Below are 20,705 nucleotides of genomic sequence, written 5' to 3' on the forward strand. Positions count from 1 at the left end.
TCACGCGCCGTCCTCGACGAGGGTCCCCTGCGTGCGACCCTCGCCATCGACGAGAACGGGACCTGCGGGAGTCTGCTTGATGCGCAGCGCCCGCTTCCCGCGGTCGGCGCCGATGAACGCCGAGACGAAGTCGTCGGCCGGCGCCTCGATGATCTCGCTCGGCGACCCCACCTGCAGGACGCGGGCGCCCTGGGCGAGTATCACGACCTGATCGCCGAGGAGGAAGGCCTCGTCGATGTCATGCGTGACGAAGATGACGGTCTTGTCGAGTTCGGCCTGGAGCCGGATGAGCTCCTGTTGCAGCTCCGCGCGCACGATCGGATCGACGGCACCGAACGGCTCGTCCATGAGCAGGATGTTCGGATCCGAGGCGAGTCCGCGCGCGACGCCGACACGCTGCTGCTGTCCGCCGGAGAGCTGATTCGGGTAGCGATCGGCCATGTGCGCGTCGAGCCCGACAATCTCCATGAGCTCGAGGGCGCGCTCCCGTGCCGCGCGGCGGGTCCGCCCGACGAGCCGCGGCACCGTCGCGATGTTGTCGGCGACGGTGAAGTGCGGCATCAGGCCGGAGTTCTGCATCACGTAGCCGATGCGGCGCCGCAGGGCCACGGGAGACTCGTCGGCGATGTTCTCGCCGTCGATCGCGATGGAGCCGCTTGTCGGCTCGACCATGCGGTTCACCATCCGCAGGAGCGTCGTCTTGCCGCTGCCGGAAGAACCGACGAGGACGGTCGTCTTGCGCGAGGGCACGAGGAGGTCGACATCGGTGACAGCGGTTGTCCCATCCGGAAATCGCTTGGATACGTGTCGGAACTCGATCATGAGTGTTTCTGCTCCTCAGCACCGCCGGCGGGGTCGCTACGCTGCGCACAGCCTACCCTCGCACGGCGGTCGCGCGGCAGAACGGATCCACCCTCGCGCACCCCTGTTCACCGTGCTCGAGATGCCCTAGCCTGCACGCAGGCGTACCCGCGCGCAGCGGTCCCGCCGACCGAGACCGTTCAGCGAGAGAAGGCATCATGAGCGCCGTCGAGCCATCGGCCGAGCACTACGACGTCATCGTGATCGGAGCGGGCGCCGTCGGCGAGAATGTCGCCGATTACGCCTCGAGATCGGGAGCGCGAGCGGCGATCGTCGAGGCAGAGCTCGTCGGTGGCGAGTGCTCCTACTGGGCCTGCATGCCGTCGAAGGCTCTCCTCCGGAGCGGCCACGCCCTGCGCGCGGCGCGGCGCGTTGCCGGCTCGCGCGAGGCGGCGTCCGGGCAGATCGACGTCGACGCGGTCCTCGCGCGCCGCACCACGTTCACGAGCAATTGGGAGGACGACGGCCAGGTGGAGTGGCTGGCCTCCGTCGGCGTCGACCTGATCCGCGGCCGCGCGCGTCTGACTGGCCGGGGTGAGATCGAGGTGGATGGCCGACGATACACCGCGCGCGCCGTGGCACTGGCGACGGGATCCGCGCCGGTTCTGCCCGACGTTCCCGGCCTCGACGGCGTCGGGGCCTGGGGCACGCGGGAGGCGACGTCCGCTGACCGGATCCCCCCGCGCCTCATCGTGATCGGCGGCGGCGTCGCCGGAACCGAGCTGGCGTTCGCTTTTGCCGCGCTCGGTTCCCAGGTCACGCTCGTGTCCCGCAGCGGCCTGCTGACGTCGGAGGAACCGTTCGTCGGCGATCTGGTGGCCGAGGCGTTGGAAGAGCTCGGCGGCGACGTGCGGATCGGGGCCTCCCCGGCGCGCGTCGATCGCGACGGCGACGGCATCGTCACGGTCGAACTGGATGACGGCACCGCGATCCACGCCGAGGAACTGCTGGTCGCGACGGGGCGTCGGCCGCACACGGACGGCCTCGGCCTCGAGGAGCTCGGGCTCAGCGCGAACCCCGAGGTCGACGACACGATGCTCGTCCGCGGCACCGACTGGCTGTACGCGGTGGGCGACGTGAACGGGCGCGCCCCGCTCACTCATCAGGGCAAGTATCAGGCACGCGCCGCAGGGGGCGCGATCGCCGCCCGACTTGCCGGGGATCCGGTTGACGATGCCGAGTGGGGACGTCATGTCGCGAGCGCCGACCACGCGGCCGTGCCGCACGTCGTGTTCACGGACCCCGAAGTGGCGAGCGTCGGGCTGACCGAGGCTGCCGCACGCGACGCCGGAATCGACGTCGACGCCGTCGAGCACGACCTCGGAGCCATCGCGGGCGCAGCGCTCCACGCCGACGGCTACAGCGGCCGCGCGAAGCTCGTCATCGACCGCGCGCGGCGCATCATCATCGGCGCGACCTTCGTCGGCCAAGACACCGCGGAGCTCGTCCACGCCGCGACGATCGCCATCGTGGGCGAGGTCACGATCGAACGGCTCCGTCACGCGGTGCCGTCGTACCCGACGATCAGCGAGGTGTGGCTGCGGCTGCTCGAAGCGTACAACTGACCCGCGTCGGGCGCGGCCAGCTCAGCTGCGGCCGAACTGTGCCGCGGCCGGGCAGTCGAACGGATCCCGCGCGGCCAGGCCGACACGGTTGAGATAGCGCACGACGATCCCGTACGACTCGATGAGCGTCGTCTCGGTGTACGGCACGTCACGGGTCTCGCAGACCTCGCGGACGACGGCACGGGCACGCGCGAGGTTCGGACGGGCCATGTTCGGGAAGAGATGGTGCTCGATCTGGTAGTTCAGACCGCCCATGAGCGTGGTGGCCCACCAGCCGCCACTGATGTTGCGCGAGGTCCGCACCTGCTTCGAGAAGAAGTCGAGCTTGGCGTCCTTCGCGATGACCGGCATCCCCTTGTGGTTCGGCGCGAACGACGCCCCCATGTACACACCGAAGACAGCGAGCTGCACGCCGAGGAAGGCGAACGCCATACCGATGGGAAGCATCAGGAAGAGCGGAACAAGCAGCACCGCGAAACGCGCCGTGATGATGCCGATCTCGATCCAACGACCCTTCACCTTCCCGGGCGAGGCGAGATGCATGATGCTCAAGAAGTGCAGGTTCAGACCTTCGAGCGTCAGGAGAGGAAAGAACAGCCAACCCTGATGGCGTGTGATGGCGCGTCGGAGGCCGCGTGCCTGGGCCGCGTCTTCGTCGAGGAAGGAGATGGTATCGACCTCGATGTCGGGATCCTTCGAGACGCGGTTCGGGTTCGCGTGGTGCCGCGAGTGCTTGCTATCCCACCACGACAGGCTGAGGCCGACGATGCCGGCGAGAATGCGCGCGAGCCGGACGTTGGCGGGGCCGGACGCGAGCACCTGGCGGTGCGCGGCTTCGTGAGCGAGGAAGGCGATCTGCGTGAAGATGATGCCGAGCGCACCGGCGATGAGCAGCTGGAACCAGGAGTCGCCGAGCAGGATGAAGCCGGCGACGGCGCCGGCGAGGGCCAGGATGAGCGCGGCGCCGACCAGAGCGTAGAAGACGTGAGCCCGGCGGTACAGCCCCATCTCACGCACGACGTTGGACAGCTGTGAATAGACACGGGTCAGGGGTGGGAAATCATCGGTTCCCGCGTAGGTCTGGCGAACGGGCCCGAGTGTTTCGGGGCGGGCAGTCTGGGTGGAGGAGATAACCGCTCCGTTTCGGTTGCGACGGATTCGGAACGCCGTCGTACAGGTGCCAACGGCGGATGCCGATCGCCTTTCTCACACTAGGTGCGTCGACATGCCGCGGGCGGTATGCGTCCCGCGCACGCGGGCGTGCACGTGTGCGCCGCTACACGAGATCGCGCGGCACGGACAGCTGCCAACTGTCGGCGAAGAATCGCGAGTCGCCGTGTTCCGCGTCGAGCTCGTAGGCATCGAGCTCGGCGTTGACGTGGAACTCCTCCGGCGTCGAGGTGAGCACGGTGCGCGTCAGAACTTCGATCCGCCAGTCATCGCGTTCGTAACGGCGCACGGTCCGCGTCTCTCCGCGCACCGAGTTCACGTCGTTGCGCCGGAACGTGTACCACTCGCTCGTGTCGCGGCGCACGACGGTGTCCGTCTCGTCGATCCGGAAGCTGCCCTGATCGTTCAGCACTTCGAGCTTCGAGACGTCCGTGGCGAGATCACGCGTGACGCGCCACGCATGCTCGCCCTCCTCCAACGGGGTGATCTCGAGGTCGGGCGCCCCCTCCGGTTCACCGAACGGCCGTAGCTCGTCGTCCTCCGCTCGCGGAGCACGCACCGGCAGCGAGAGGCGGCTCTGTCCGGCCGCGAAGGTGACCGTCGCGGATTCGGGAGCCGGCCAGGCGAGCGGCCAGTAGGACGTCGAGACCGACAGCCGGAGTCGGTGTCCCTCGGGGATGTGCTGCGCGATGCCGTTGAGGAGAACCCTCACGCGGTAACTTCGCCCCGGTTCGAGCGGTTGCGGGTGCTCGCTGCTGTCGCGGTGAGTGAGATTGAGCAGTCCGTAGGTGAAACGCGTGGCCTCACCATCCGGGGCGACGTCCGATAGCCGCACCGCCAGCATTGCGACGGGTTTGTCCGAGGAGACCTCGAACTCGGCCGCGGGCAGTCCGAAGATCTCCATGGGCGCGTCGAGCGGCTCGGTCTCGTAGACGAGCGCACCGCCGTCCTCCTCGCGCTGATCGAAGGGAAGATCGGGAACCGCAGCGTAGGACGCCCATTTTCCAGCGAACATCCCGACACTGAGAGGCGACTGCAGCCGGACATCGTGCCCGGGTTCGATCGCCGCACCGTCCTGTTCGAGCGCGTAGCGATTCAGGACGTAACGGCGCTCGCGAACCTCGGGAGCCGGCCAACTGCGCTCGGCCACCCACCGGCCCGGCCGCGTGTCGTAGGACGTCGCGGGAGGCACGCTGTCCTGCATCCATGCGCGCAGCATGGGCTCGTCCATCAGTCCCGTGTCGATGCCCTTCAGCCAGTGATCCCACCACCTCACGACCTCCTGGAGAAAGTCGATCGCTGGTCCCGGCACGCCGAGGTGCGGGTATTTGTGCCCCCACGGCCCGATGAGGCCCTTGCGCGGCACGTCGAGGTGCTCCATGAGACGAAAGATGGCGTTGGTGTACCCGTCCGCCCAGCCTCCCACGGCGAAGACGGGGCATGCGATGTCGCTGTAGTCTTCCGAGACCGATGCCGGCTTCCAGTAGTCGTCCCGACGCTGGTGCGTGAGCCAGGTGTGCAGCCAGAGGCCACTTCCCTCAAGTCGCTCCTGCCACATGTCGCGCCACCGGTCGCCGACGATCATCGGGTCCGGCGGCAGGCTGTTGAACGCGAACATGACGGTCGCCTCCGAGAGGTTGTCCGTCAGGAGACAGCCGCCCATGTAGTGCATGTTGTCCACGTACAGGTCCTCGGTGGCGGAGGCGGCGATGATGGCCTTGAGCGCGGGCGGACGACGGGCGGCGACCTGCAGGCTGTTGAATCCGCCCCACGAGATCCCCATCATGCCCACCGCACCGTCGCACCAGGGCTGATCGGCGAGCCAGGCGATGACGTCTTCCGCGTCCTCGTGTTCCTGCGGCCGATACTCGTCGACGATCACACCATCGGAGTCGCCGCTGCCGCGAAGGTCGACGCGCGCCACCACGTAACCGTGGCCAGCGATATACGGATGATTGACCGCGTCGCGACCGCGCGTGCTGTCGCGCTTGCGATACGGCAGGTACTCGAGGACCGCGGGCACCGGCTTCTGCTCGGCGCTCGTCGGGAGCCAGATCCGCGCGGCGAGTCGGGCGCCATCCCGCATGGGAATGAACACGTTCTCGATGACACGGACGTCTTCCGGGAATTCGGTCACCGTTCTCATACGTCTGCCTTCTCCTCTCCTCCCGCCGGTTCGAATTCGAAAGGCAGCTCGCTCACGATCGTGTCGAAGCGCTCAGCCAACTGCTCACGGTCGTCTGCTCCCACGTACACACGGCCGACGATGTAGCGGTAGCTGTTCTGGTTCGCCATCTCGGACAGCTGGACGCCCTCCTCGGCTTCGATCGTGATGACGCACCACGGGTGCCGTCGCTCGAGCTCCGCGATCTCGTCCGCCGTCGGGATCCGTGTGACGATCGCGTCGTCGTCGCGGAAGATCATGCACTGCGACGCCACGCGGAACTCGCCATCACCGGAGGACGGACGCGGCGCGTGGCCGAGAGCGATATCGATCGCGACCTCATGGTTGGAAGCGCCGTCGACCATGACGAACATTTCGCTGTGAGACTGCGAGATGCGCGTGTTGACCTCGATGAGCCAGAGATCGTCCGTCTCCTCATCCCACATGAACTCCCCGTTGAAGCAGGCGTCGTCGAAGCCGACGCGCCGCAGGTACCGTTCCAAGATGTCGGTCATGCGCTCTTGCACGTGCGAGGGAACACTGCTCGCGGGGTAGTCGATCCGCTCGATGCTCGTCCCGCTGGCGTCACGATGCATGTCGAAGATGCCGTGCACCGCGAACTCGCCGCGGAACACGCTGCCCTCAGGCGCGACCTGGATCCCGGAGATCAGCTGCTCCGCGAGACACGTATTTCCTCCTGCGCCCTGCAGTTCCGGCGGCAGGTCGACGCGGTCGAGAACAGCGTTGAAGGCGTTTCCGACGTGTTCGATCTCCTCCCGGATCTGTGCGACGGCCTCGTCAAACGAGGCGCGATCGCGAACCTCGAACCCCAGATTCGACGAGTGAGATTTCACCGGCTTCACCCAGAAGGGAAACCGCAGGTCGATCTGATCGAAGGCATCGTCGTCGAAGGGATCGAAGGAGGCGAACTGCGAAACGCATTCCGGTACCGAGGCGCGCTGTTCCAGGCGGCTCCAGTACTTGTGCTCGCACTTCAGCAGGCTCTCCAGCGACGGCGCGGGCAACCCACGTTCCTTCGCCAGGATCGGACCGATGACGCTCGTCGGGAAGTCCCAATGGCTGACGATCGCGTCGACGGAGCCGCCGAATGCGTCGAGTTCCCGCCGGGCCGCGTCGAGTAGCTTCTGGAACTCGACGTGTGACGCATCCACCAGCGTCTCGTAATCGAGGAGGTCATGAGACCGATAGCTGCGCGCGCCATGCACCGTCTGCAGTTCGTCCCTCTGCACCTCCGTGAGCCCGAGCACGAAGATGTTCTTCTCATCGCTCTCCGTCCCGCGATCGGCCGATGTGTTCAGCAGTGAGTCGTGATCCAACATGCCGCTCCGTCACTTGTCGGGCAGCGGCCTGCTCGTCGGCGGCCGCCGCGGGGTCATTGGGCACGACGGTAGGCGGGCTTCTCCTCCGGGCCGAGGGCCTTGCGCACGACTCGAACCATGTGTAGGTCGCGGGCGCGTGCGGTTAAGTGCGTCGTACTCACCTCCGCGAGCAGCCGGCGCGGCAGAAGCGGGAGTGTTCGTCGGCGCGGACTGCGGGCCGACGACGGCGCCTTCGCGTGCGGCGGCTCGGGTCGGTAGATTCTCACTATGACCTCTCCTGTCGACCCCACCCGTACTCGCGCCTGGGCGGAACTCCTCGAGCTCGGCGATGGCTTCTCCCCCGACCTCCGCGCCTGGTTCGACGAGGACCCCGACCGGGCCGCGCGCCTGAGCCTCGACCTGGCCGACCTGCGCGTCGACCTGTCGAAGAACCTCGTCACCGATGAGATCCTCGCCGCGCTCGTGCGGCTGGCGGAGGAGACGGGTGTGGCCGAGCGCTACGCGGCCATGATCGCGGGCGAGCACATCAACACGACCGAGGACCGCGCCGTCCTGCACACGGCGCTGCGCCGCCCGGCGGGCGCGCCGCTCTCGGTCGACGGCCAGGACATCGATGCCGACGTGCAGGAGGTGCTGACGCGTCTCGACGCGTTCGCGGACCGTGTGCGCTCCGGCAAATGGACCGGCGTCACCGGCAAGCGCGTGACGCACGTCGTGAACATCGGCATCGGCGGCAGCGACCTCGGACCCGTGATGGTCTTCGAGGCTCTCGCACCGTACGCGGACGCCGGAATCGAGGCGCGCTTCATCTCGAACATCGATCCAACCGACCTGGCGCAGAAGACGGCGGGGCTCGACCCCGAGACGACGCTGTTCATCGTCGCATCGAAGACGTTCACCACGCTCGAGACGCTGACGAACGCGCGCCTCGCCCGCGAGTGGCTGTGGGAGGGCCTCGGCATCGGGTCCGACGAGGCCGCGCGCGCGAACGCCGTGTCGAAGCACTTCATCGCGCTGTCGACGGCCCTCGACAAGGTCGCCGAATTCGGCATCGACACGAACAACGCGTTCGGGTTCTGGGACTGGGTCGGCGGACGCTACTCGGTCGACTCGGCGATCGGAGCATCGCTCGCCATCACCCTCGGACCCGAGCGGTTCCGCGACTTCCTGGCAGGCTTCCACGCCGTCGACGAGCACGTGCGCACGACACCGCTCGAGAAGAACGTGCCCGTCCTGATGGGCGTGCTGAACATCTGGTATACCAACTTCCTCGGCGCGCAGTCGCACGCGGTGCTGCCGTATGCGCAGCTGCTGCATCGCTTCCCCGCGTACCTGCAGCAGCTGACGATGGAGTCGAACGGCAAGTCGGTGCGGTGGGACGGATCCCCCGTCACGACCGACACCGGCGAGGTGTTCTGGGGCGAGCCGGGAACGAACGGCCAGCACGCCTTCTACCAGCTCATCCACCAGGGCACGCGCCTCATTCCAGCCGACTTCATCGCCTTCGCGAACCCCGCCTACCCCCTCGAGGACGGCGGGCGCGACGTGCACGGGCTGTTCCTGGCGAACTTCCTCGCGCAGACGAAGGCGCTCGCGTTCGGCAAGACGGCGGACGAGGTCGAGGCCGAGGGCACGACGGGAGCCCTCGTCGCCGCGCGGACCTTCGACGGCAACCGCCCGACGACGTCGATCTTCGCGCCGGATCTCACGCCGCGCGTCCTGGGCGAGCTCATCGCGCTCTACGAGCACATCACCTTCACGCAGGGCGTGATCTGGGGCCTTAATTCCTTCGACCAGTGGGGCGTCGAGCTCGGCAAGCAGCTCGCGCTCGAGATCGCTCCCGCGATCGAAGGCGACGAGAGCGCGATCGCGGCTCAGGATCCGTCAACGCGCGCGCTGCTCGCGTACTACCGCGAGCACCGGCGCGGCTGAGACGTACCGACGACAGGGGCGGGGCCGTCTCGGCCGCGCCCCTGTCGTTTTGGATGCGGAACAGGCATCATGTGAGATCCGGGGCCGCACCGGCGGTCCCCTGCGAAAGGAGCCGACGACACCATGCAGGATGACAACAGCGGCCCCACCACGACGCACGCCGCGTGGGGAGCAGGAAACCCCCGACTCCTCGTCCGCTCGGACGCGGAGCGCATGATCCAGCCGCTCACGACGGACGAGCTCACGATCGGATCCGCCGAGGGCAGCGGCTTACGACTCGCCGGCATCGACGCGCTCCACGCGACGGTCGTGCACGACGAACGCGACGAATACGTCGTCACGTTGCACGGCGAGGGCGAGATGAACGCGAACCCGCTCTCAGCCGCAACGCACCCGGACGAGCGCAGCGAGACGCTGCGGACCGGGGCGAGCTTCACGGCCGGGCCGTGGCGGTTCGTCTTCGACCGCGAGGAATTCGCCGACCACGGTCGACCCCACGGTGGACGCGAGGGCGGCGAGATGTCGGACCAGCAGCCGCAGCCGCCGCGTCCCGACTACTCGAGCGACGCTCGCGAGGACGACCCGCGCACGTAACCGGCCGTCAGCTGTCGCGCAACGCGTCGATCAGCTCGGCCTTGCGCAGGTCGGAGTACCCCGTGAGGCCGATCTCCCTGGCGCGCTCGCGCAGCTCCGGCACCGTCCAGTCGTCGTAGGATCCGGACTCCCCGCCGCGCCGTCCCACCGACTTCCGTCCGTCGCGGGCAGCGGCGTTCGCGATTCGCGCGGCCTTCTGCTTCGATGCGCCCGATTCGCGCACCTCTTCGTACACTTCCTCGTCCTTGATCCTCTTGCTGGGTGCCATGGCCGTTCTCCTCCCGTTCGAGATTCGTGAGCCGACAGCCATCCGAGTGGCCATACGCCTGTCACCCTCGCACCGGTCAGCCGGCGACACAACCACCTTGCGCAAGTCGCCGCGAGCTGGTCAGGAGGTCGGCGGCGGCCCGTCAGCAGTGGGGCTCTTCGCGAGCCACCCCAGCTCGTCGTGCGCCGCGAAGAAGTGACGGAACCGGTATACCAGCGGGCTCCACCGACTCGGATCCGGAAGCGGCGTTCCCGGCTTCAGGATCTCCGGGTCCGCGTGCACGCGGACGACCTCCGCCTCGACCATGTAGTAGCTGCCGTCGAGGCCCGGCGTCGCGCGACGCAGAGTCGCCTCGAACTGCAGGCGGCATTCGGCGACGCGCGGCACCGTCACGACCTCCGACTCCTGCGGGGTGAGGCCCGCGGCGCCGAACTTGTCGGGCTCATGGCGGAAACGCGGCTTGCCGTCCGGCACCGGATTGCGACCGGTGGTGCCGTCGAGCGCAATGACCGCGCGCCAGAGTTCGCCGGACGGGAAGTTCACCGTCATGTCCCCGCGCTCGAGCAGGTTCGTCACCGTCTGCCCGTCCGTCTCGAGGCCCAGCACGAGCATGTTCCCGAGTGCCCAATACGAGGACGCGGGCGCGAGGTTCGTCGTTCCGTCGGGGTTCTCGCTCGCGATGAGATACGCCGGCGTTCCGACGTAGAGCGTCTCGGGCTGCGCGATGACATGGCTGGGCACGGGAAGGGACCTCCTCGGGTCGGCGGGCGCTTTCGACGTTAGTACGGCGGTGCGCCGAACGCCCGCGCGAGCCGGTTCTGCGCTTCACAGCGCGTAACGGATGCTCCTCAGAGGACCTTGTTGAGGAACTCCTGCGTCCGGACTTCGCGCGGGCTCGAGAACACCTGCTGCGGATCGCCCTCTTCGACGATGACGCCGCCGTCCATGAAGACCACCCGATCGCCGACCTCGCGGGCGAAGCCCATCTCGTGGGTGACGACGACCATCGTCATGCCCTCGTGCGCGAGATCCTTCATCACCGCGAGGACCTCGCCGACGAGCTCCGGGTCGAGCGCGGAAGTGGGCTCGTCGAAGAGCATCACCCGCGGTTCCATCGCGAGCGCCCTGGCGATCGCGACGCGCTGCTGCTGTCCGCCCGACAGGCTCGACGGATACGCGTTCTCCTTGTCGGCGAGCCCGACCTTGTCGAGCAGCGCGCGGGCGCGGTCCCTCGCTCCGGCTTTACCGAGCTTGCGGACCATCATCGGCGCGAGACAGATGTTCTCGATGACCGACATGTGCGGGAACAGGTTGAACTGCTGGAACACCATGCCGATCTCGGCGCGGACGCCGTCGATCCGCGTCTTCGGATCGGTGAGGCGGTGCCCATCGATGACGACGTCGCCGCCCGTGATGTCCTCTAGGCGGTTCAGGCAGCGCAACAGCGTGCTCTTGCCCGATCCGGACGGCCCGATCACGCAGACGACCTCGCCGTCCTCGACCTCCAGATCGATGCCCGTGAGCACGTGGTTCGTGCCGAACGACTTGTGAAGGTCGGAGACCTCGATGATCATGACCGCAGCTCCAAACGCTTCTCGGTGTACCGCAGCACGGCGGACAGGGTCAGCGTGATTGCGAGGTAGAACACCGCGGCCGCCGTGTAGATCTCCACGGCGTTGTAGTAGGTCGAGGCAACCGTCCGCGCCTGGAACAGGACCTCGGGAACGAGGATGACCGACAGCAGCGACGTGTCCTTGATGCTGACGATGAACTGGTTGCCGAGGGGCGGGATCATCCGCTTGAAGGCCTGCGGCCAGATCACCTTGAGCATCGTGATGTGGTGGCTCATGCCGAGCGAGCGGCCCGCCTCCATCTGCCCCTTGTCGACCGACTGCACGGCGCCGCGCACGATCTCGGCGATGTACGCGCCGGAGTTGAGCCCGATCACGATGATGCCAGCGGCGAGCGACGGCAGCGTGTACTGAATGATCAAGGGCAGCGCAAAGAAGATCCACATCGCCTGCACGAGCAGCGGCGTGCCGCGGAGCACCTCGATGTAGATCACCGCGATGACCCGGATGACGCGGAAGCGGCTCAGACGAGCGAGTCCGAAGACGGCTCCGAGCACGAAGCCGATCAGGAGTCCGACAACGGACACCAGGAGGGTGTAGAGCAGGCCCACCGCGAGGTTCGGGAAGTACGCGACGACACCGACCCAGTCGAAGTCCGTGATGATGTTCATGTCACGCGCGCCCCTCGTGAGCGCGCACGAGGGGCGCGGCCATGATCGTTATGCATTCGGTTCTGATCAACCGACCTGCGACTCGGCCAGCTCATCCAGCCACTCGGGCTCGCTGCCGAACCAGTCGCTGTAGATCTCGGCGTAGGTGCCGTCGTCGATGATCTCGGCGAGCGCCTCGTTCATGGCCGTCACGAGGTCCTCGTTGCCCTTCGAGACCGCGAGGCCGTAGTCCTGCCCCTCGAGCAGCTCTCCGACGGTCTTCAGGCTGTCCTCGCCCTGGGTGAGGATGTAGTACTCGACGTTCGGCGCGTCGTAGAGCACAGCATCGGAGCCGCCACCCTCGACCGACAGGTAGGCCTGGTCAAGCTGCTCGTACGTGTTCGGCGTCGCGCCCTCGATGTTCTCGCTGATGTAGTCGGCGCTCGTCGAACCGAGACGCGTCGCGATGTCGAGGCCTTCGAGGTCTTCCACGCCGTTGATGTCCGTGTTGTCAATCGGGACCCCGATCCGCAGACCCGACTTGTAGTAGGGGCTCGTGAAGTCGACAGCGCCCTTACGCTCTTCGGTGATCGTGATCCCGGCGATCGCGATGTCGAACGTGCCGGTCTGCAGTCCCGGGATGATGCCGTCGAAGTTGGTCGTCTCGAGGTCGATCTCGAATCCGACCCGGTCGGCGATCGCGTTCACGATGTCGATGTCGAAGCCGACGTACTCGCCGTCCTCTTCGAACTCGAAGGGAACGAACGAGGTGTCGGTCGCGACGACGTACGTGTCCTCGAGGTTCGACGCGTCAGCGTCGCCGCCGCCGTTATCACCGCCGCCTTCGTCGCTGGAGCAGGCCGCGAGACCGCCGGCCAGGAGGAGTGCCGATGCCACTGCTGCGGTTTTCTTGGTGAGTTTCACGAAAGGACCTTCCGTCTCGGGTGATGTCCGCGTCAGCGGTGTTCAGATGTCTGCAACGTATACATCCGGACAATGCACTGTCAAACGCTCCTCCTGGCCGGAATCGGCGTCACGTCACGGCGGGGCCGACCCAGATTTGCTGGCGATTCACGAACTCCCGGATGCCGTCCAGACCGAGCTCGCGACCGAATCCCGAGCGCTTCACGCCACCGCTCGGCAGCCGCGGATCCGTCTTCACGATGCCGTTGATCGCAACCTGGCCCGCGACGATCTCGCGCGCGATCTGCTCTCCGCGCTCGGGAGACGACGTCCACACGCTCGCACCGAGCCCGTAGGGGGTGTCGTTGGCCATCGCCAGGGCAGCGTCGGCGTTCGCAGCGGGCATGACGACCGCCACCGGACCGAACGTCTCCTCCGCGCAGGCCGTCATTCCTGGCTCGACGTCGCTGAGAAGCGTTACCGGATAGAAATACCCCTCGCCGTCCGGGATCTCTCCCCCGAAGAGCAGTTTCGCGCCCTGCGTGACCGACTCGGTGACCTGACGGTGCAGGTTCTCGCGCAGGTCCGCACGCGCGATGGGACCGACCTGCGTCTCTTCCGAGCGCGGATCCCCCATCTTCAGCGACGAGAGTCGCTCGGCGTACATCGCCAGGAACTCCTCGTAGACCGTCTCCTCGACGATCACGCGCTTGGCGGCGATGCAGGACTGCCCCGCGTTGATGATCCGCATCGTGGTGATCGCGGCCGCCGCCTTCTCGAGGTCGGCGTCCGCGAGCACGATTGCGGGGTCGGAGCCGCCGAGCTCCAGCACGGCCGGCTTGATCTCGCGAGCGGCCGTCGAAGCGACAGCCGCCCCCGCTCTCTCGGATCCGGTTAACGACACGGCGCGGATCCGACCGTCGCGCAGCGCGGTCTGGACGAGTTCGTGCCCCATCGGAGCGTTCTGCAGGATCGCCGTCGGCGCCCCGTGCTCTGCCGCGACGCGGGCGATGACCTCCGCAATCGCTTCGGCGCACCCCGGCACGTTGCGATCATGCTTCATCACGCACGTATTACCGGCCATGAGCGCGGGCGCACAGAAGCGGAAGGCCAGCCAGAACGGTGCGTTCCACGGCAGCACGCCCAGGACGGGCCCGAGCGGCAAGTGCTGCACATAGGACCGCGTCGCGTCGCTGGCGATCTCATCCGGTGCGAGGTACTCCTCGGCGTGATCGGCATAATGCTCAGCCGCCCACGCCGCCTTATTCACCTCCCCGCGCGCCTCGGTAATCGGCTTGCCGACCTCTTCGGTCATGAGCATCGCCAGCCGCTCCACGTCGTCGCGCATCGCGCGCGCGACATCTCGCAGCACCGCCGCGCGATCCGCGATCGGCCACCGCCGCCACGTCTCGTATGCGTCTTCAGCGGCGGCAAGCACGCCCTCGAGCGCGGCCTCGTCGAGCACGGGCACCGCCCGCACCACCGTGCCGGTCGTCGGATCCGTCGCGGTAAATGACTCAGTCATCGTGTCCTCCTCCCGCGGCTCACACCGCTTTGAGCTCGGCCGGGCCGTGACCCGACTGCTCGCCTGCTGATTTCACGACGAAGTCCTCGTCGAAGTCGAAGAACGACTCGCAGCCGCTCTCCGTGATGCGGATCGTGTCGGAGATGCCCACCGTCCGGGTGCCTTCGACGCCCCACATCCACGGGATCACGTGGAAGGTCATCCCCTCCTCGAGCACATCGTTGCCGCCGGGCATGAGGCTCATGATGTAGCCCTCATCCCACGACGGCGGGAACGCAATCCCGATCGAGTACCCTGCGCGTGTCACGAGGTCGGCGCCGATGCCGTTGTCGGTGATGATCGTGCGCACGATCGAGTCGGCATCGGAGACGGTCGTCCCCGGTCGCAACACCGACTTCAGCTCGCGCAGCGCCGTCTTCATCCGTTCCTCTGCCTGCGCCATGGCCGGAGTCATGTCGTGCAGGAGCACGGTGCGCATCATGGCCGTGTGGTAGCGCCGATAGCATCCGCCGACCTCGAGGAACACGGCATCGCCCGATTGCAGTTCGCGCCCTTCCCACGTCGCGTGACCGATCATCGTGCGCGGCCCGCTCGTGACGTACGGCATCACCGCGGGATACTCGCCGCCTGCCGAGAACATCCCGCGAGAGATCTCGGCAGCGACGTCATTCTCCGTCGCGCCGACCTCGGCGGCCGCGATTCCGGCGCGCATGCCCTCCTGCGTCGCGTGCGCGGCGCGACGCATCACGTCGATCTCGTACGCCGATTTGCGTACGCGGCCCTCTTCCACGATCCCGAAGCAGTCCATGAGCCGCCCCTGACGGAACGACGTGTGGATGCGGTCCTGGTGATACGCCGGGAAAAAGTAGCTGTTGCGCTCGTATCCCACGTGTCCACGGTCGAGACCGAACTCGCGCAACGAAGCGACCAGCTGCTGGATCGCGTCGCCCGTATCCGGATACGGGCGCGTGAGCTCGACCCAGGTGCGCTCGATCACGTTCGACTCCTCCATCTGCCGCGTGATCATGAACGGCTCGGAGTCGAGCGGGACGACGAGGGCCTGGAAGAACGAGTACCCCGTCGTCTGATAGTCGGTCAGATACATGAGGTTCTCGGGGTCGGTGATCACCACCGCGTCGAGGAGCCGCTGGTGCATCCGTGCCCGCAGTTCACCGATCCGCCGCTCGTACTCCTCCGGCGGGAACGTCATGTCGTCTCGCATGCGCATCGTCATGCACCCCCTTCCGCGACCGTCTGGACGGCACGCTCCAAGATCGCGAGTCCCTCGTCGAGGTCGTCATCCGGCGTGGTCAGCGGCGGGATCAACTTGACGACCCGGCCATCGGTTCCGCACGGCCCGATCAACAGGCCCTGCGCGAAGCACTCCGCCTGCACCTGCTTGGCGAAGGCGCCGTCGACGACGTCGATCCCCTGCATCATGCCGACACCGCGCACCTCCCAGCCGCGGTCCGGTGCGGATGCCGCGATGCGGTCGAGGCTCTCGGCCATCCGCTTGCCCTTCTCAGCGACGGCCTCCATCAGGACGTCGTCGGTGAAGTAGTCGAGGCCGACAGCTCCGGCGACGAACGACAGGCCCTGTCCCCGGAACGTGCCCGTGTGGGCGCCGGGGCTCCAGTGCGCGTCGACCTCGGGCTTGTTGAGGTTCATCGCGATCGGCGTTCCGTAACCACCGAGCCCCTTCGCGAGGTTGATGATGTCCGGATCCAGACCCATGCCGTCGAAGCTGAAGTACGAGCCCGTACGGCCACACCCGGCCTGGATGTCGTCGATGATGAAGAGCGCCCCGACGTCGCGGGCGAGCTTCTGCACCGCGTGCAGCCACTCCGCGCTGTGCACCCACACGCCACCTTCGGCCTGCACCGCCTCGACGATGAATGCCGCCGGCGGGCGCAATCCGGAGGAGGCGTCGTCGAGCGCGGCCCGGTAGGCGTCGAGGCCCGCGATCCCCCCGCCCGGAGCGAACTCGTTGGGCAGGCGCAGCACGTGGTTCAGCGGAACTCCGGCCCACGCCCGGAAGGCGTGGTTCGCGGTCGCTGCGAGCGCGCCGAGCGTCATTCCGTGGAACCCGTGCGAGAACGCCACGACGTCCTCGCGACCGGTCGCTCGACGCGCGAGCTTGAGCGACGCCTCCACCGCGTTCGTGCCCGTCGGCCCCATGAACTGCATCTTGTAGTCCATGCCCCGCGGAGCAAGCACGACGTCGTGGAACTTCGTAATGAAGTCGCGTTTCGTCGTCGTGTAGGTGTCGAGGCTGTGTGCGATGCCATCAGCCTCGAGGAACGCGATCATCGCCTCCTTCATCTTCGGGTTGTTGTGCCCGAAGTTGAGCACTCCGGCACCGCCGAAGAAGTCGATGTAGCTCGTGCCGTCTTCTGCGACCTGACGCGCATTAGACGCATGAGAGAAGACCGTCGGATAGGCGCGGCAATAGCCGCGAATTTCAGATTCCCACTGCTCGAACGGACTCATGTCCATGATCGGCTCCTCTCGGGTTGTAGCTAGGTATCACTCACCTTGTGCTGGCTGTCATCGGTCGCCCCGCCGCTCAGTGGCGCGGGGAGTTCAGGGGCACCCGCGAGCCGCGCGTAGGCGCGGACGACGGGCGCGATCAGGTTGTCGTTGAAGTCGTACTGGGGGCTGTGGCACGAGTGCGGATCCCCCGCGCCGACGAGCGCGAAGGCACCGGGCACCTCACCCAGGTAATAGCTGAAGTCCTCGGACGCCATCACGGGGATCGGGATGTCGGGCGTCCGTTCCGCGCCGCCGAACGCATCGGCGATGGCGGGCTCGAGCGCGCCGCGCAGCTCGGAGGCCGCGGCGGGATGGTTCACGGTCGCGTCGTACCGCCGTGTGGTGGTCGTCGTGGCGGTCACCGCGTGGGCGCGGGCCGTGGCGTCGGCGACCTCGGCGATGAGACCGAACAGCTCATCCCGCAGCACCGTGTTGGGCACGCGGATACTGCCGCCGAGACGCGCGGTCGCCGGGGTGACGGTCGGTCCGCTCGGCGCGTCGATCCACGTCACGGCGACGACAGCCGGCGTCTGCGGTGCCAATCGGCGAGCGACGATCTGCTGCAGGGCGACGGTGATGGCCGCCGCGGCGAGCACGGGATCCCTGGTCTGCTCGGGCTGGCTGGCGTGACCTCCGACGCCGGAGACCTCGATGTCGAAAGTGCCGTTGCCGGACATCACCGCGCCATCCGGGCAGGCGACGCGTCCGAGGCCGAGCGCCGGCCAGTTGTGCCAGCCGAACACGACATCGACGCCGTCGAGGGCACCGTCCTCGATCATCGCTTTCGCACCGTGCCCGCCTTCTTCCGCGGGCTGGAACAGCAGCGTCACGGGCCCCGGCAACAGGTGCTCCTGCAGTGCGAGCCACCGCGCCGTGGCGAGGAGCGTCGCCGTGTGGCCGTCGTGGCCACACGCGTGCATCACGCCCGGATGCGTCGACGACCACGGCACGAGCGTGGCTTCCTCGACCGGCATCGCGTCGATGTCGGCGCGCAGTGCGACATGCCGCCCGGTGGCGTCCGGCGCGAGAGTCGCCACCGTGCCGGTCGAGGCGCACGCGCGCCACGCGATGCCGATGGTGTCGAGTTCCACCCGAATCCGGGCGGCAGTGACGTGTTCGGACCACGCGAGTTCGGGGATCCGGTGGAGGTCGTGACGCAGCGCGGACGCAGAGCTGAGGATCTTCTGCCAGGCGCCGACGAGGTCGGTGCCGATGACGTGCGCTGGTGCCAATTCGCCTCCGGTTCCGTATGTCGTGCGAGGAGCCTATCCCCAACGCCGCGGTTTGTCTGCCCCCTTCTCCGCCGCGAGTTTCCGGCGCCCTCAGAGGACGGCGACTCCGTAGACTGGGAAGCATGTGGCAGGCCCCTCCAAAGAAGCCGCTCCGGCAGCGGATCCGCGAAGCCGGCGGCTTCTATCACTGGTTCAACGCGACGCTGATCCGTCTCGCGGGGCCCCCGCATGTCGGCGTGCGCGCCAAGCCGCTGTGCATGAACTGCGGCCGCCAGAAGAACGACCATCTGCTCATCGGCGGCGAGGTCCACTGCCCTGACGGCGCACGCGCCTGACTCACGGCGGCGACCGCCCTCACACGTCCTCGGGTGAGATATCCCCTTCGCCGTCCTCGCCCATCTCGGCGAGGAGGATCTCGTCGCCCTGGCTCTCCGGCTGCGGCTCGACGCCGTGGGGCTCGCTGCCGGGGATCACGTCGTCCGCGGCGGCGAACTCGTCCGGGTCTCTTCCCGTCGCCGTCGTGGCGTCAAGTTCCTCTTGTGCGGCGCGTTCTTCGACGGCCTCGGTGCGCTCCCACTCGGCCTGCGCAGGGTCCTCCACGGTGCCGTCGGGCGCGGTGGCCTCGGCGTCATCGATCCCTCGGTCCTCGTTGCCAGCATCGCTCATCGATCGCATGATTGCTCCTTCCACGGCGGTGGCGGAGATCCACCGCTCGCGCTCGATTCTTCCCGTCGACGCGCGTGGTGTTCAGGGGGTTGCGGTCGGCGTCCGCGCGGGATACCGTCACGCTCCGGCGGCCGGGACGTTAGCGAGAGGCCACCGCAAAATCAACCCCGTCGCGCGCGCTGGCGCGGCACCCCTCGCAGGCCGCGGGAATGACGACGCCCCCGGGTCCACGGACGGACTCCCCGCGACGACCGACGACGATGGGCTTCCCGTCGACAACCCGTCGGGCTGACACCTCGCGAGCGCCGGACACCCTCGACGGCTGTCACACCTGCGACGAAGCCCAGTCCTGCGGCCCCGCGGATCCCGCGCGATATTCCTCGAGCGGGACCTCGCCGCGCTCCCATGCGCGGCGGACGGGCTCGACGATGCGCCAGCATCGCTCGGCCGAATCCGCTCGGACGGATATGGTCACGTCGCGCTCCAGAATCTCGCCGAGCACCTCGGTATAGGCGTACAGCTCCTCGTCGCCGGGTTCGATGCGGAGTGTCTCCCGCTCGAGGGCGAACAGGCCATCCTCTCCGCCGTTGACATTCAGTTCGAGCGACATGGTCTCTGGTCCGAGCCCGAACCGGAGGATGCCGCCGTCACGCGGCGTACCCGACAGCCCCGACGGCAGGTGGCGCACAGGAGCGAACGTGACGACGATCTCGGCGCGACTCTCGCCCAGCGCCTTGCCTGAGCGCAGCGTGAACGGCACACCGGCCCAGCGTGCCGTGCGCACCTCGCAGACGATCTCGGCGAGGGTCTCCGTCTCACGGACCGCGTCGACGCCGGGCTCGTCGACGTACGCCGGCAGCTCGCGTCCGTCGATACGTCCCGCCGTGTACCGCGCGCGACGGGACGACGTCGCCGGATCGTCGCGCCAGAGACGCGTCGCACGCAGCGCCTGCGCCTTCGCGTCTCGCAGATCGCGTTCGTCGAGGGTGGCGGGTGGCTCCATTGCGAGCACCGCGAGGACCTGCAGCAGATGGCTCTGCAGCATGTCGTCCATCGCACCCGCGTGGTCGTAGTAGCGGGCGCGGTTCTCGAGTCCCAGCGTCTCGTCGAACCGCACAAGCACCGACGCGACGTGCTCCGCCGACCACACCGGCTCGATGGCGCGATTCGCGAACCGCACGCCGAGCAGTTTGAGCAACGTGGCGCGTCCGAGGAAGTGGTCGACGCGGAAGATCCGCTCCTCCGGCACGAGCGTCTGCAGCAGGGCGTTGAGCCGGCGCGCGCTGTCCTCGTCACCGCCGAAGGGCTTCTCGAGCGCCAGCACGGTCTCCTCGGGCAGCTCGATGTCGCGCATCGCCTCACATGCCTCCTCGGCCACCGCGGGCGGGAGTGCGAAATAGACCACGAGCGCACCGTCGACCGGTTCGATCAATCGCCGCAGGTCGTCGGCGCGCGTGACGTCGGCCCTGGCGTAGGTCGTATCCGCGATGCGGTGCGCCCCGCTGCCGCGCCGCATCGTTTCGAACGCGTCGCGCACGACCGCGCGCCACCGCTCGGTGGACCAGTCGTCGGTACCGGCGCCGACCAGGTCGAGCTCCAGCTCGGGTTGTCGCTCGAGCAGCTGCGCCAGCGCCGGGAGGAGGAGGCGACTCGTCAGGTCGCCGGATGCACCGAGGATGAGAAGAGTCGTGCGGGTCATGCCGTCACGCTATTCAGCGACCCCGCTGGCGCC

20 protein-coding genes are annotated in these 20,705 nt (G+C 67.8%); 5 read left to right on the forward strand and 15 right to left on the reverse strand.

The annotated features are described in order from the left end of the window. Positions 1–822 carry an ABC transporter ATP-binding protein gene (locus IEW87_RS12395; protein WP_188712494.1) on the reverse strand — a complete coding sequence of 274 codons (822 nt, stop codon included), beginning with the start codon at positions 820–822 and terminating at the stop codon, positions 1–3. Positions 823–1,019: 197 nt separating this feature from the next. Here IEW87_RS12395 and IEW87_RS12400 point away from each other — a divergent pair, with 197 nt between their 5' ends. After that, positions 1,020–2,426, forward strand: coding sequence for a dihydrolipoyl dehydrogenase family protein (locus tag IEW87_RS12400; RefSeq protein ID WP_188712495.1), 1,407 nt, complete (start codon positions 1,020–1,022; stop codon positions 2,424–2,426). Positions 2,427–2,447: 21 nt separating this feature from the next. Here the strand turns inward: IEW87_RS12400 and IEW87_RS12405 are convergent, their stop codons facing one another. The 3 genes from IEW87_RS12405 to IEW87_RS12415 all read right to left on the reverse strand — a co-directional run bounded on the left by IEW87_RS12405 (position 2,448) and on the right by IEW87_RS12415 (position 7,100). Continuing rightward, positions 2,448–3,434, reverse strand: coding sequence for a fatty acid desaturase family protein (locus IEW87_RS12405; protein ID WP_373285120.1), 987 nt, complete (start codon positions 3,432–3,434; stop codon positions 2,448–2,450). Between the two features lie 268 nt (positions 3,435–3,702). Next, positions 3,703–5,742: a CocE/NonD family hydrolase gene (locus IEW87_RS12410; RefSeq protein WP_188712496.1), complete on the reverse strand. Its 2,040-nt coding sequence runs from the start codon at positions 5,740–5,742 to the stop codon at positions 3,703–3,705. Further along, a complete protein-coding gene (locus tag IEW87_RS12415) occupies positions 5,739–7,100 on the reverse strand; it encodes an ATP-grasp domain-containing protein (RefSeq protein ID WP_188712497.1) in 1,362 nt (453 codons plus the stop codon). The genes IEW87_RS12410 and IEW87_RS12415 overlap by 4 nt, the downstream gene beginning before the upstream one ends. Before the next feature lie 267 nt (positions 7,101–7,367). On the opposite strand from IEW87_RS12415, the gene pgi reads away from it, so the two are divergent. Next, positions 7,368–9,032, forward strand: coding sequence for a glucose-6-phosphate isomerase (gene pgi, locus IEW87_RS12420; RefSeq protein ID WP_188712498.1), 1,665 nt, complete (start codon positions 7,368–7,370; stop codon positions 9,030–9,032). Positions 9,033–9,155: 123 nt separating this feature from the next. Next, positions 9,156–9,626, forward strand: a complete 471-nt coding sequence (locus IEW87_RS12425; RefSeq protein WP_188712499.1) for an FHA domain-containing protein — start codon at positions 9,156–9,158, stop codon at positions 9,624–9,626. Positions 9,627–9,633: 7 nt separating this feature from the next. On the opposite strand, the gene IEW87_RS12430 is transcribed toward IEW87_RS12425, so the two are convergent. From IEW87_RS12430 to doeB2, 9 genes are all read right to left on the reverse strand, one after another. Then, positions 9,634–9,894, reverse strand: a complete 261-nt coding sequence (locus tag IEW87_RS12430; RefSeq protein ID WP_188712500.1) for a DUF7218 family protein — start codon at positions 9,892–9,894, stop codon at positions 9,634–9,636. A 120-nt stretch (positions 9,895–10,014) separates the two neighbouring features. Then, on the reverse strand, positions 10,015–10,635 hold the full coding sequence (locus IEW87_RS12435) for a flavin reductase family protein (protein ID WP_188712501.1): 621 nt from the start codon (positions 10,633–10,635) through the stop codon (positions 10,015–10,017). Positions 10,636–10,742: 107 nt separating this feature from the next. Next, the gene (locus tag IEW87_RS12440; protein WP_308420927.1) at positions 10,743–11,468 is read right to left on the reverse strand and encodes an amino acid ABC transporter ATP-binding protein; all 726 of its coding nucleotides are present in this window, start codon (positions 11,466–11,468) and stop codon (positions 10,743–10,745) included. Further along, positions 11,465–12,136 carry an amino acid ABC transporter permease gene (locus IEW87_RS12445; protein WP_188712502.1) on the reverse strand — a complete coding sequence of 224 codons (672 nt, stop codon included), beginning with the start codon at positions 12,134–12,136 and terminating at the stop codon, positions 11,465–11,467. Before IEW87_RS12445 ends, IEW87_RS12440 begins: the two co-directional genes overlap by 4 nt. A 66-nt stretch (positions 12,137–12,202) precedes the next feature. Then, positions 12,203–13,039 carry a transporter substrate-binding domain-containing protein gene (locus IEW87_RS12450; protein WP_229731139.1) on the reverse strand — a complete coding sequence of 279 codons (837 nt, stop codon included), beginning with the start codon at positions 13,037–13,039 and terminating at the stop codon, positions 12,203–12,205. A 109-nt stretch (positions 13,040–13,148) separates the two neighbouring features. Further along, positions 13,149–14,543: an NAD-dependent succinate-semialdehyde dehydrogenase gene (locus IEW87_RS12455; RefSeq protein ID WP_188712503.1), complete on the reverse strand. Its 1,395-nt coding sequence runs from the start codon at positions 14,541–14,543 to the stop codon at positions 13,149–13,151. Positions 14,544–14,562: 19 nt separating this feature from the next. After that, entirely contained in the window at positions 14,563–15,777 is a 1,215-nt protein-coding gene (gene doeA, locus IEW87_RS12460; RefSeq protein ID WP_229731140.1) for an ectoine hydrolase, read from the reverse strand. Continuing rightward, positions 15,774–17,039 carry an aspartate aminotransferase family protein gene (locus IEW87_RS12465; RefSeq protein ID WP_188712504.1) on the reverse strand — a complete coding sequence of 422 codons (1,266 nt, stop codon included), beginning with the start codon at positions 17,037–17,039 and terminating at the stop codon, positions 15,774–15,776. Before IEW87_RS12465 ends, doeA begins: the two co-directional genes overlap by 4 nt. 23 nt (positions 17,040–17,062) lie before the next feature. Then, complete coding sequence (gene doeB2 / locus IEW87_RS12470; RefSeq protein ID WP_229731141.1) at positions 17,063–18,307, reverse strand: N(2)-acetyl-L-2,4-diaminobutanoate deacetylase DoeB2; 1,245 nt, start codon at positions 18,305–18,307, stop codon at positions 17,063–17,065. Between the two features lie 122 nt (positions 18,308–18,429). Here doeB2 and IEW87_RS12475 point away from each other — a divergent pair, with 122 nt between their 5' ends. Then, entirely contained in the window at positions 18,430–18,642 is a 213-nt protein-coding gene (locus tag IEW87_RS12475; protein ID WP_188712505.1) for a hypothetical protein, read from the forward strand. Positions 18,643–18,661: 19 nt separating this feature from the next. Here the strand turns inward: IEW87_RS12475 and IEW87_RS12480 are convergent, their stop codons facing one another. Next, complete coding sequence (locus tag IEW87_RS12480) at positions 18,662–18,982, reverse strand: sugar ABC transporter ATPase (protein WP_188712506.1); 321 nt, start codon at positions 18,980–18,982, stop codon at positions 18,662–18,664. Here IEW87_RS12480 and IEW87_RS12485 point away from each other — a divergent pair. Further along, entirely contained in the window at positions 18,981–19,265 is a 285-nt protein-coding gene (locus IEW87_RS12485) for a hypothetical protein (protein ID WP_188712507.1), read from the forward strand. The genes IEW87_RS12480 and IEW87_RS12485 overlap by 2 nt on opposite strands. 33 nt (positions 19,266–19,298) lie before the next feature. Here the strand turns inward: IEW87_RS12485 and IEW87_RS12490 are convergent, their stop codons facing one another. After that, positions 19,299–20,672 (reverse strand): glucose-6-phosphate dehydrogenase, encoded by a 1,374-nt coding sequence (locus tag IEW87_RS12490; RefSeq protein ID WP_188712508.1) that lies wholly within the window; start codon positions 20,670–20,672, stop codon positions 19,299–19,301. Between the last annotated feature and the right edge of the window lie 33 nt (positions 20,673–20,705).

Source organism: Microbacterium faecale (assembly GCF_014640975.1).
Classification (GTDB): Bacteria; Actinomycetota; Actinomycetes; order Actinomycetales; family Microbacteriaceae; genus Microbacterium; species Microbacterium faecale.

Bases quoted from the DNA above. Each gene is read 5' to 3' on its own strand.
- IEW87_RS12395 (WP_188712494.1), bottom strand. From the start codon at position 822: ATGATCGAGTTCCGACACGTATCCAAGCGATTTCCGGATGGGACAACC.
- IEW87_RS12400 (WP_188712495.1), top strand. From the start codon at position 1,020: ATGAGCGCCGTCGAGCCATCGGCCGAGCACTACGACGTCATCGTGATC.
- IEW87_RS12405 (WP_373285120.1), bottom strand. From the start codon at position 3,434: ATGGGGCTGTACCGCCGGGCTCACGTCTTCTACGCTCTGGTCGGCGCC.
- IEW87_RS12410 (WP_188712496.1), bottom strand. From the start codon at position 5,742: ATGAGAACGGTGACCGAATTCCCGGAAGACGTCCGTGTCATCGAGAAC.
- IEW87_RS12415 (WP_188712497.1), bottom strand. From the start codon at position 7,100: ATGTTGGATCACGACTCACTGCTGAACACATCGGCCGATCGCGGGACG.
- pgi (WP_188712498.1), top strand. From the start codon at position 7,368: ATGACCTCTCCTGTCGACCCCACCCGTACTCGCGCCTGGGCGGAACTC.
- IEW87_RS12425 (WP_188712499.1), top strand. From the start codon at position 9,156: ATGCAGGATGACAACAGCGGCCCCACCACGACGCACGCCGCGTGGGGA.
- IEW87_RS12430 (WP_188712500.1), bottom strand. From the start codon at position 9,894: ATGGCACCCAGCAAGAGGATCAAGGACGAGGAAGTGTACGAAGAGGTG.
- IEW87_RS12440 (WP_308420927.1), bottom strand. From the start codon at position 11,468: ATGATCATCGAGGTCTCCGACCTTCACAAGTCGTTCGGCACGAACCAC.
- IEW87_RS12445 (WP_188712502.1), bottom strand. From the start codon at position 12,136: ATGAACATCATCACGGACTTCGACTGGGTCGGTGTCGTCGCGTACTTC.
- IEW87_RS12455 (WP_188712503.1), bottom strand. From the start codon at position 14,543: ATGACTGAGTCATTTACCGCGACGGATCCGACGACCGGCACGGTGGTG.
- doeA (WP_229731140.1), bottom strand. From the start codon at position 15,777: ATGACGATGCGCATGCGAGACGACATGACGTTCCCGCCGGAGGAGTAC.
- IEW87_RS12465 (WP_188712504.1), bottom strand. From the start codon at position 17,039: ATGGACATGAGTCCGTTCGAGCAGTGGGAATCTGAAATTCGCGGCTAT.
- IEW87_RS12475 (WP_188712505.1), top strand. From the start codon at position 18,430: ATGTGGCAGGCCCCTCCAAAGAAGCCGCTCCGGCAGCGGATCCGCGAA.
- IEW87_RS12485 (WP_188712507.1), top strand. From the start codon at position 18,981: ATGATTGCTCCTTCCACGGCGGTGGCGGAGATCCACCGCTCGCGCTCG.
- IEW87_RS12480 (WP_188712506.1), bottom strand. From the start codon at position 18,982: ATGCGATCGATGAGCGATGCTGGCAACGAGGACCGAGGGATCGATGAC.
- IEW87_RS12490 (WP_188712508.1), bottom strand. From the start codon at position 20,672: ATGACCCGCACGACTCTTCTCATCCTCGGTGCATCCGGCGACCTGACG.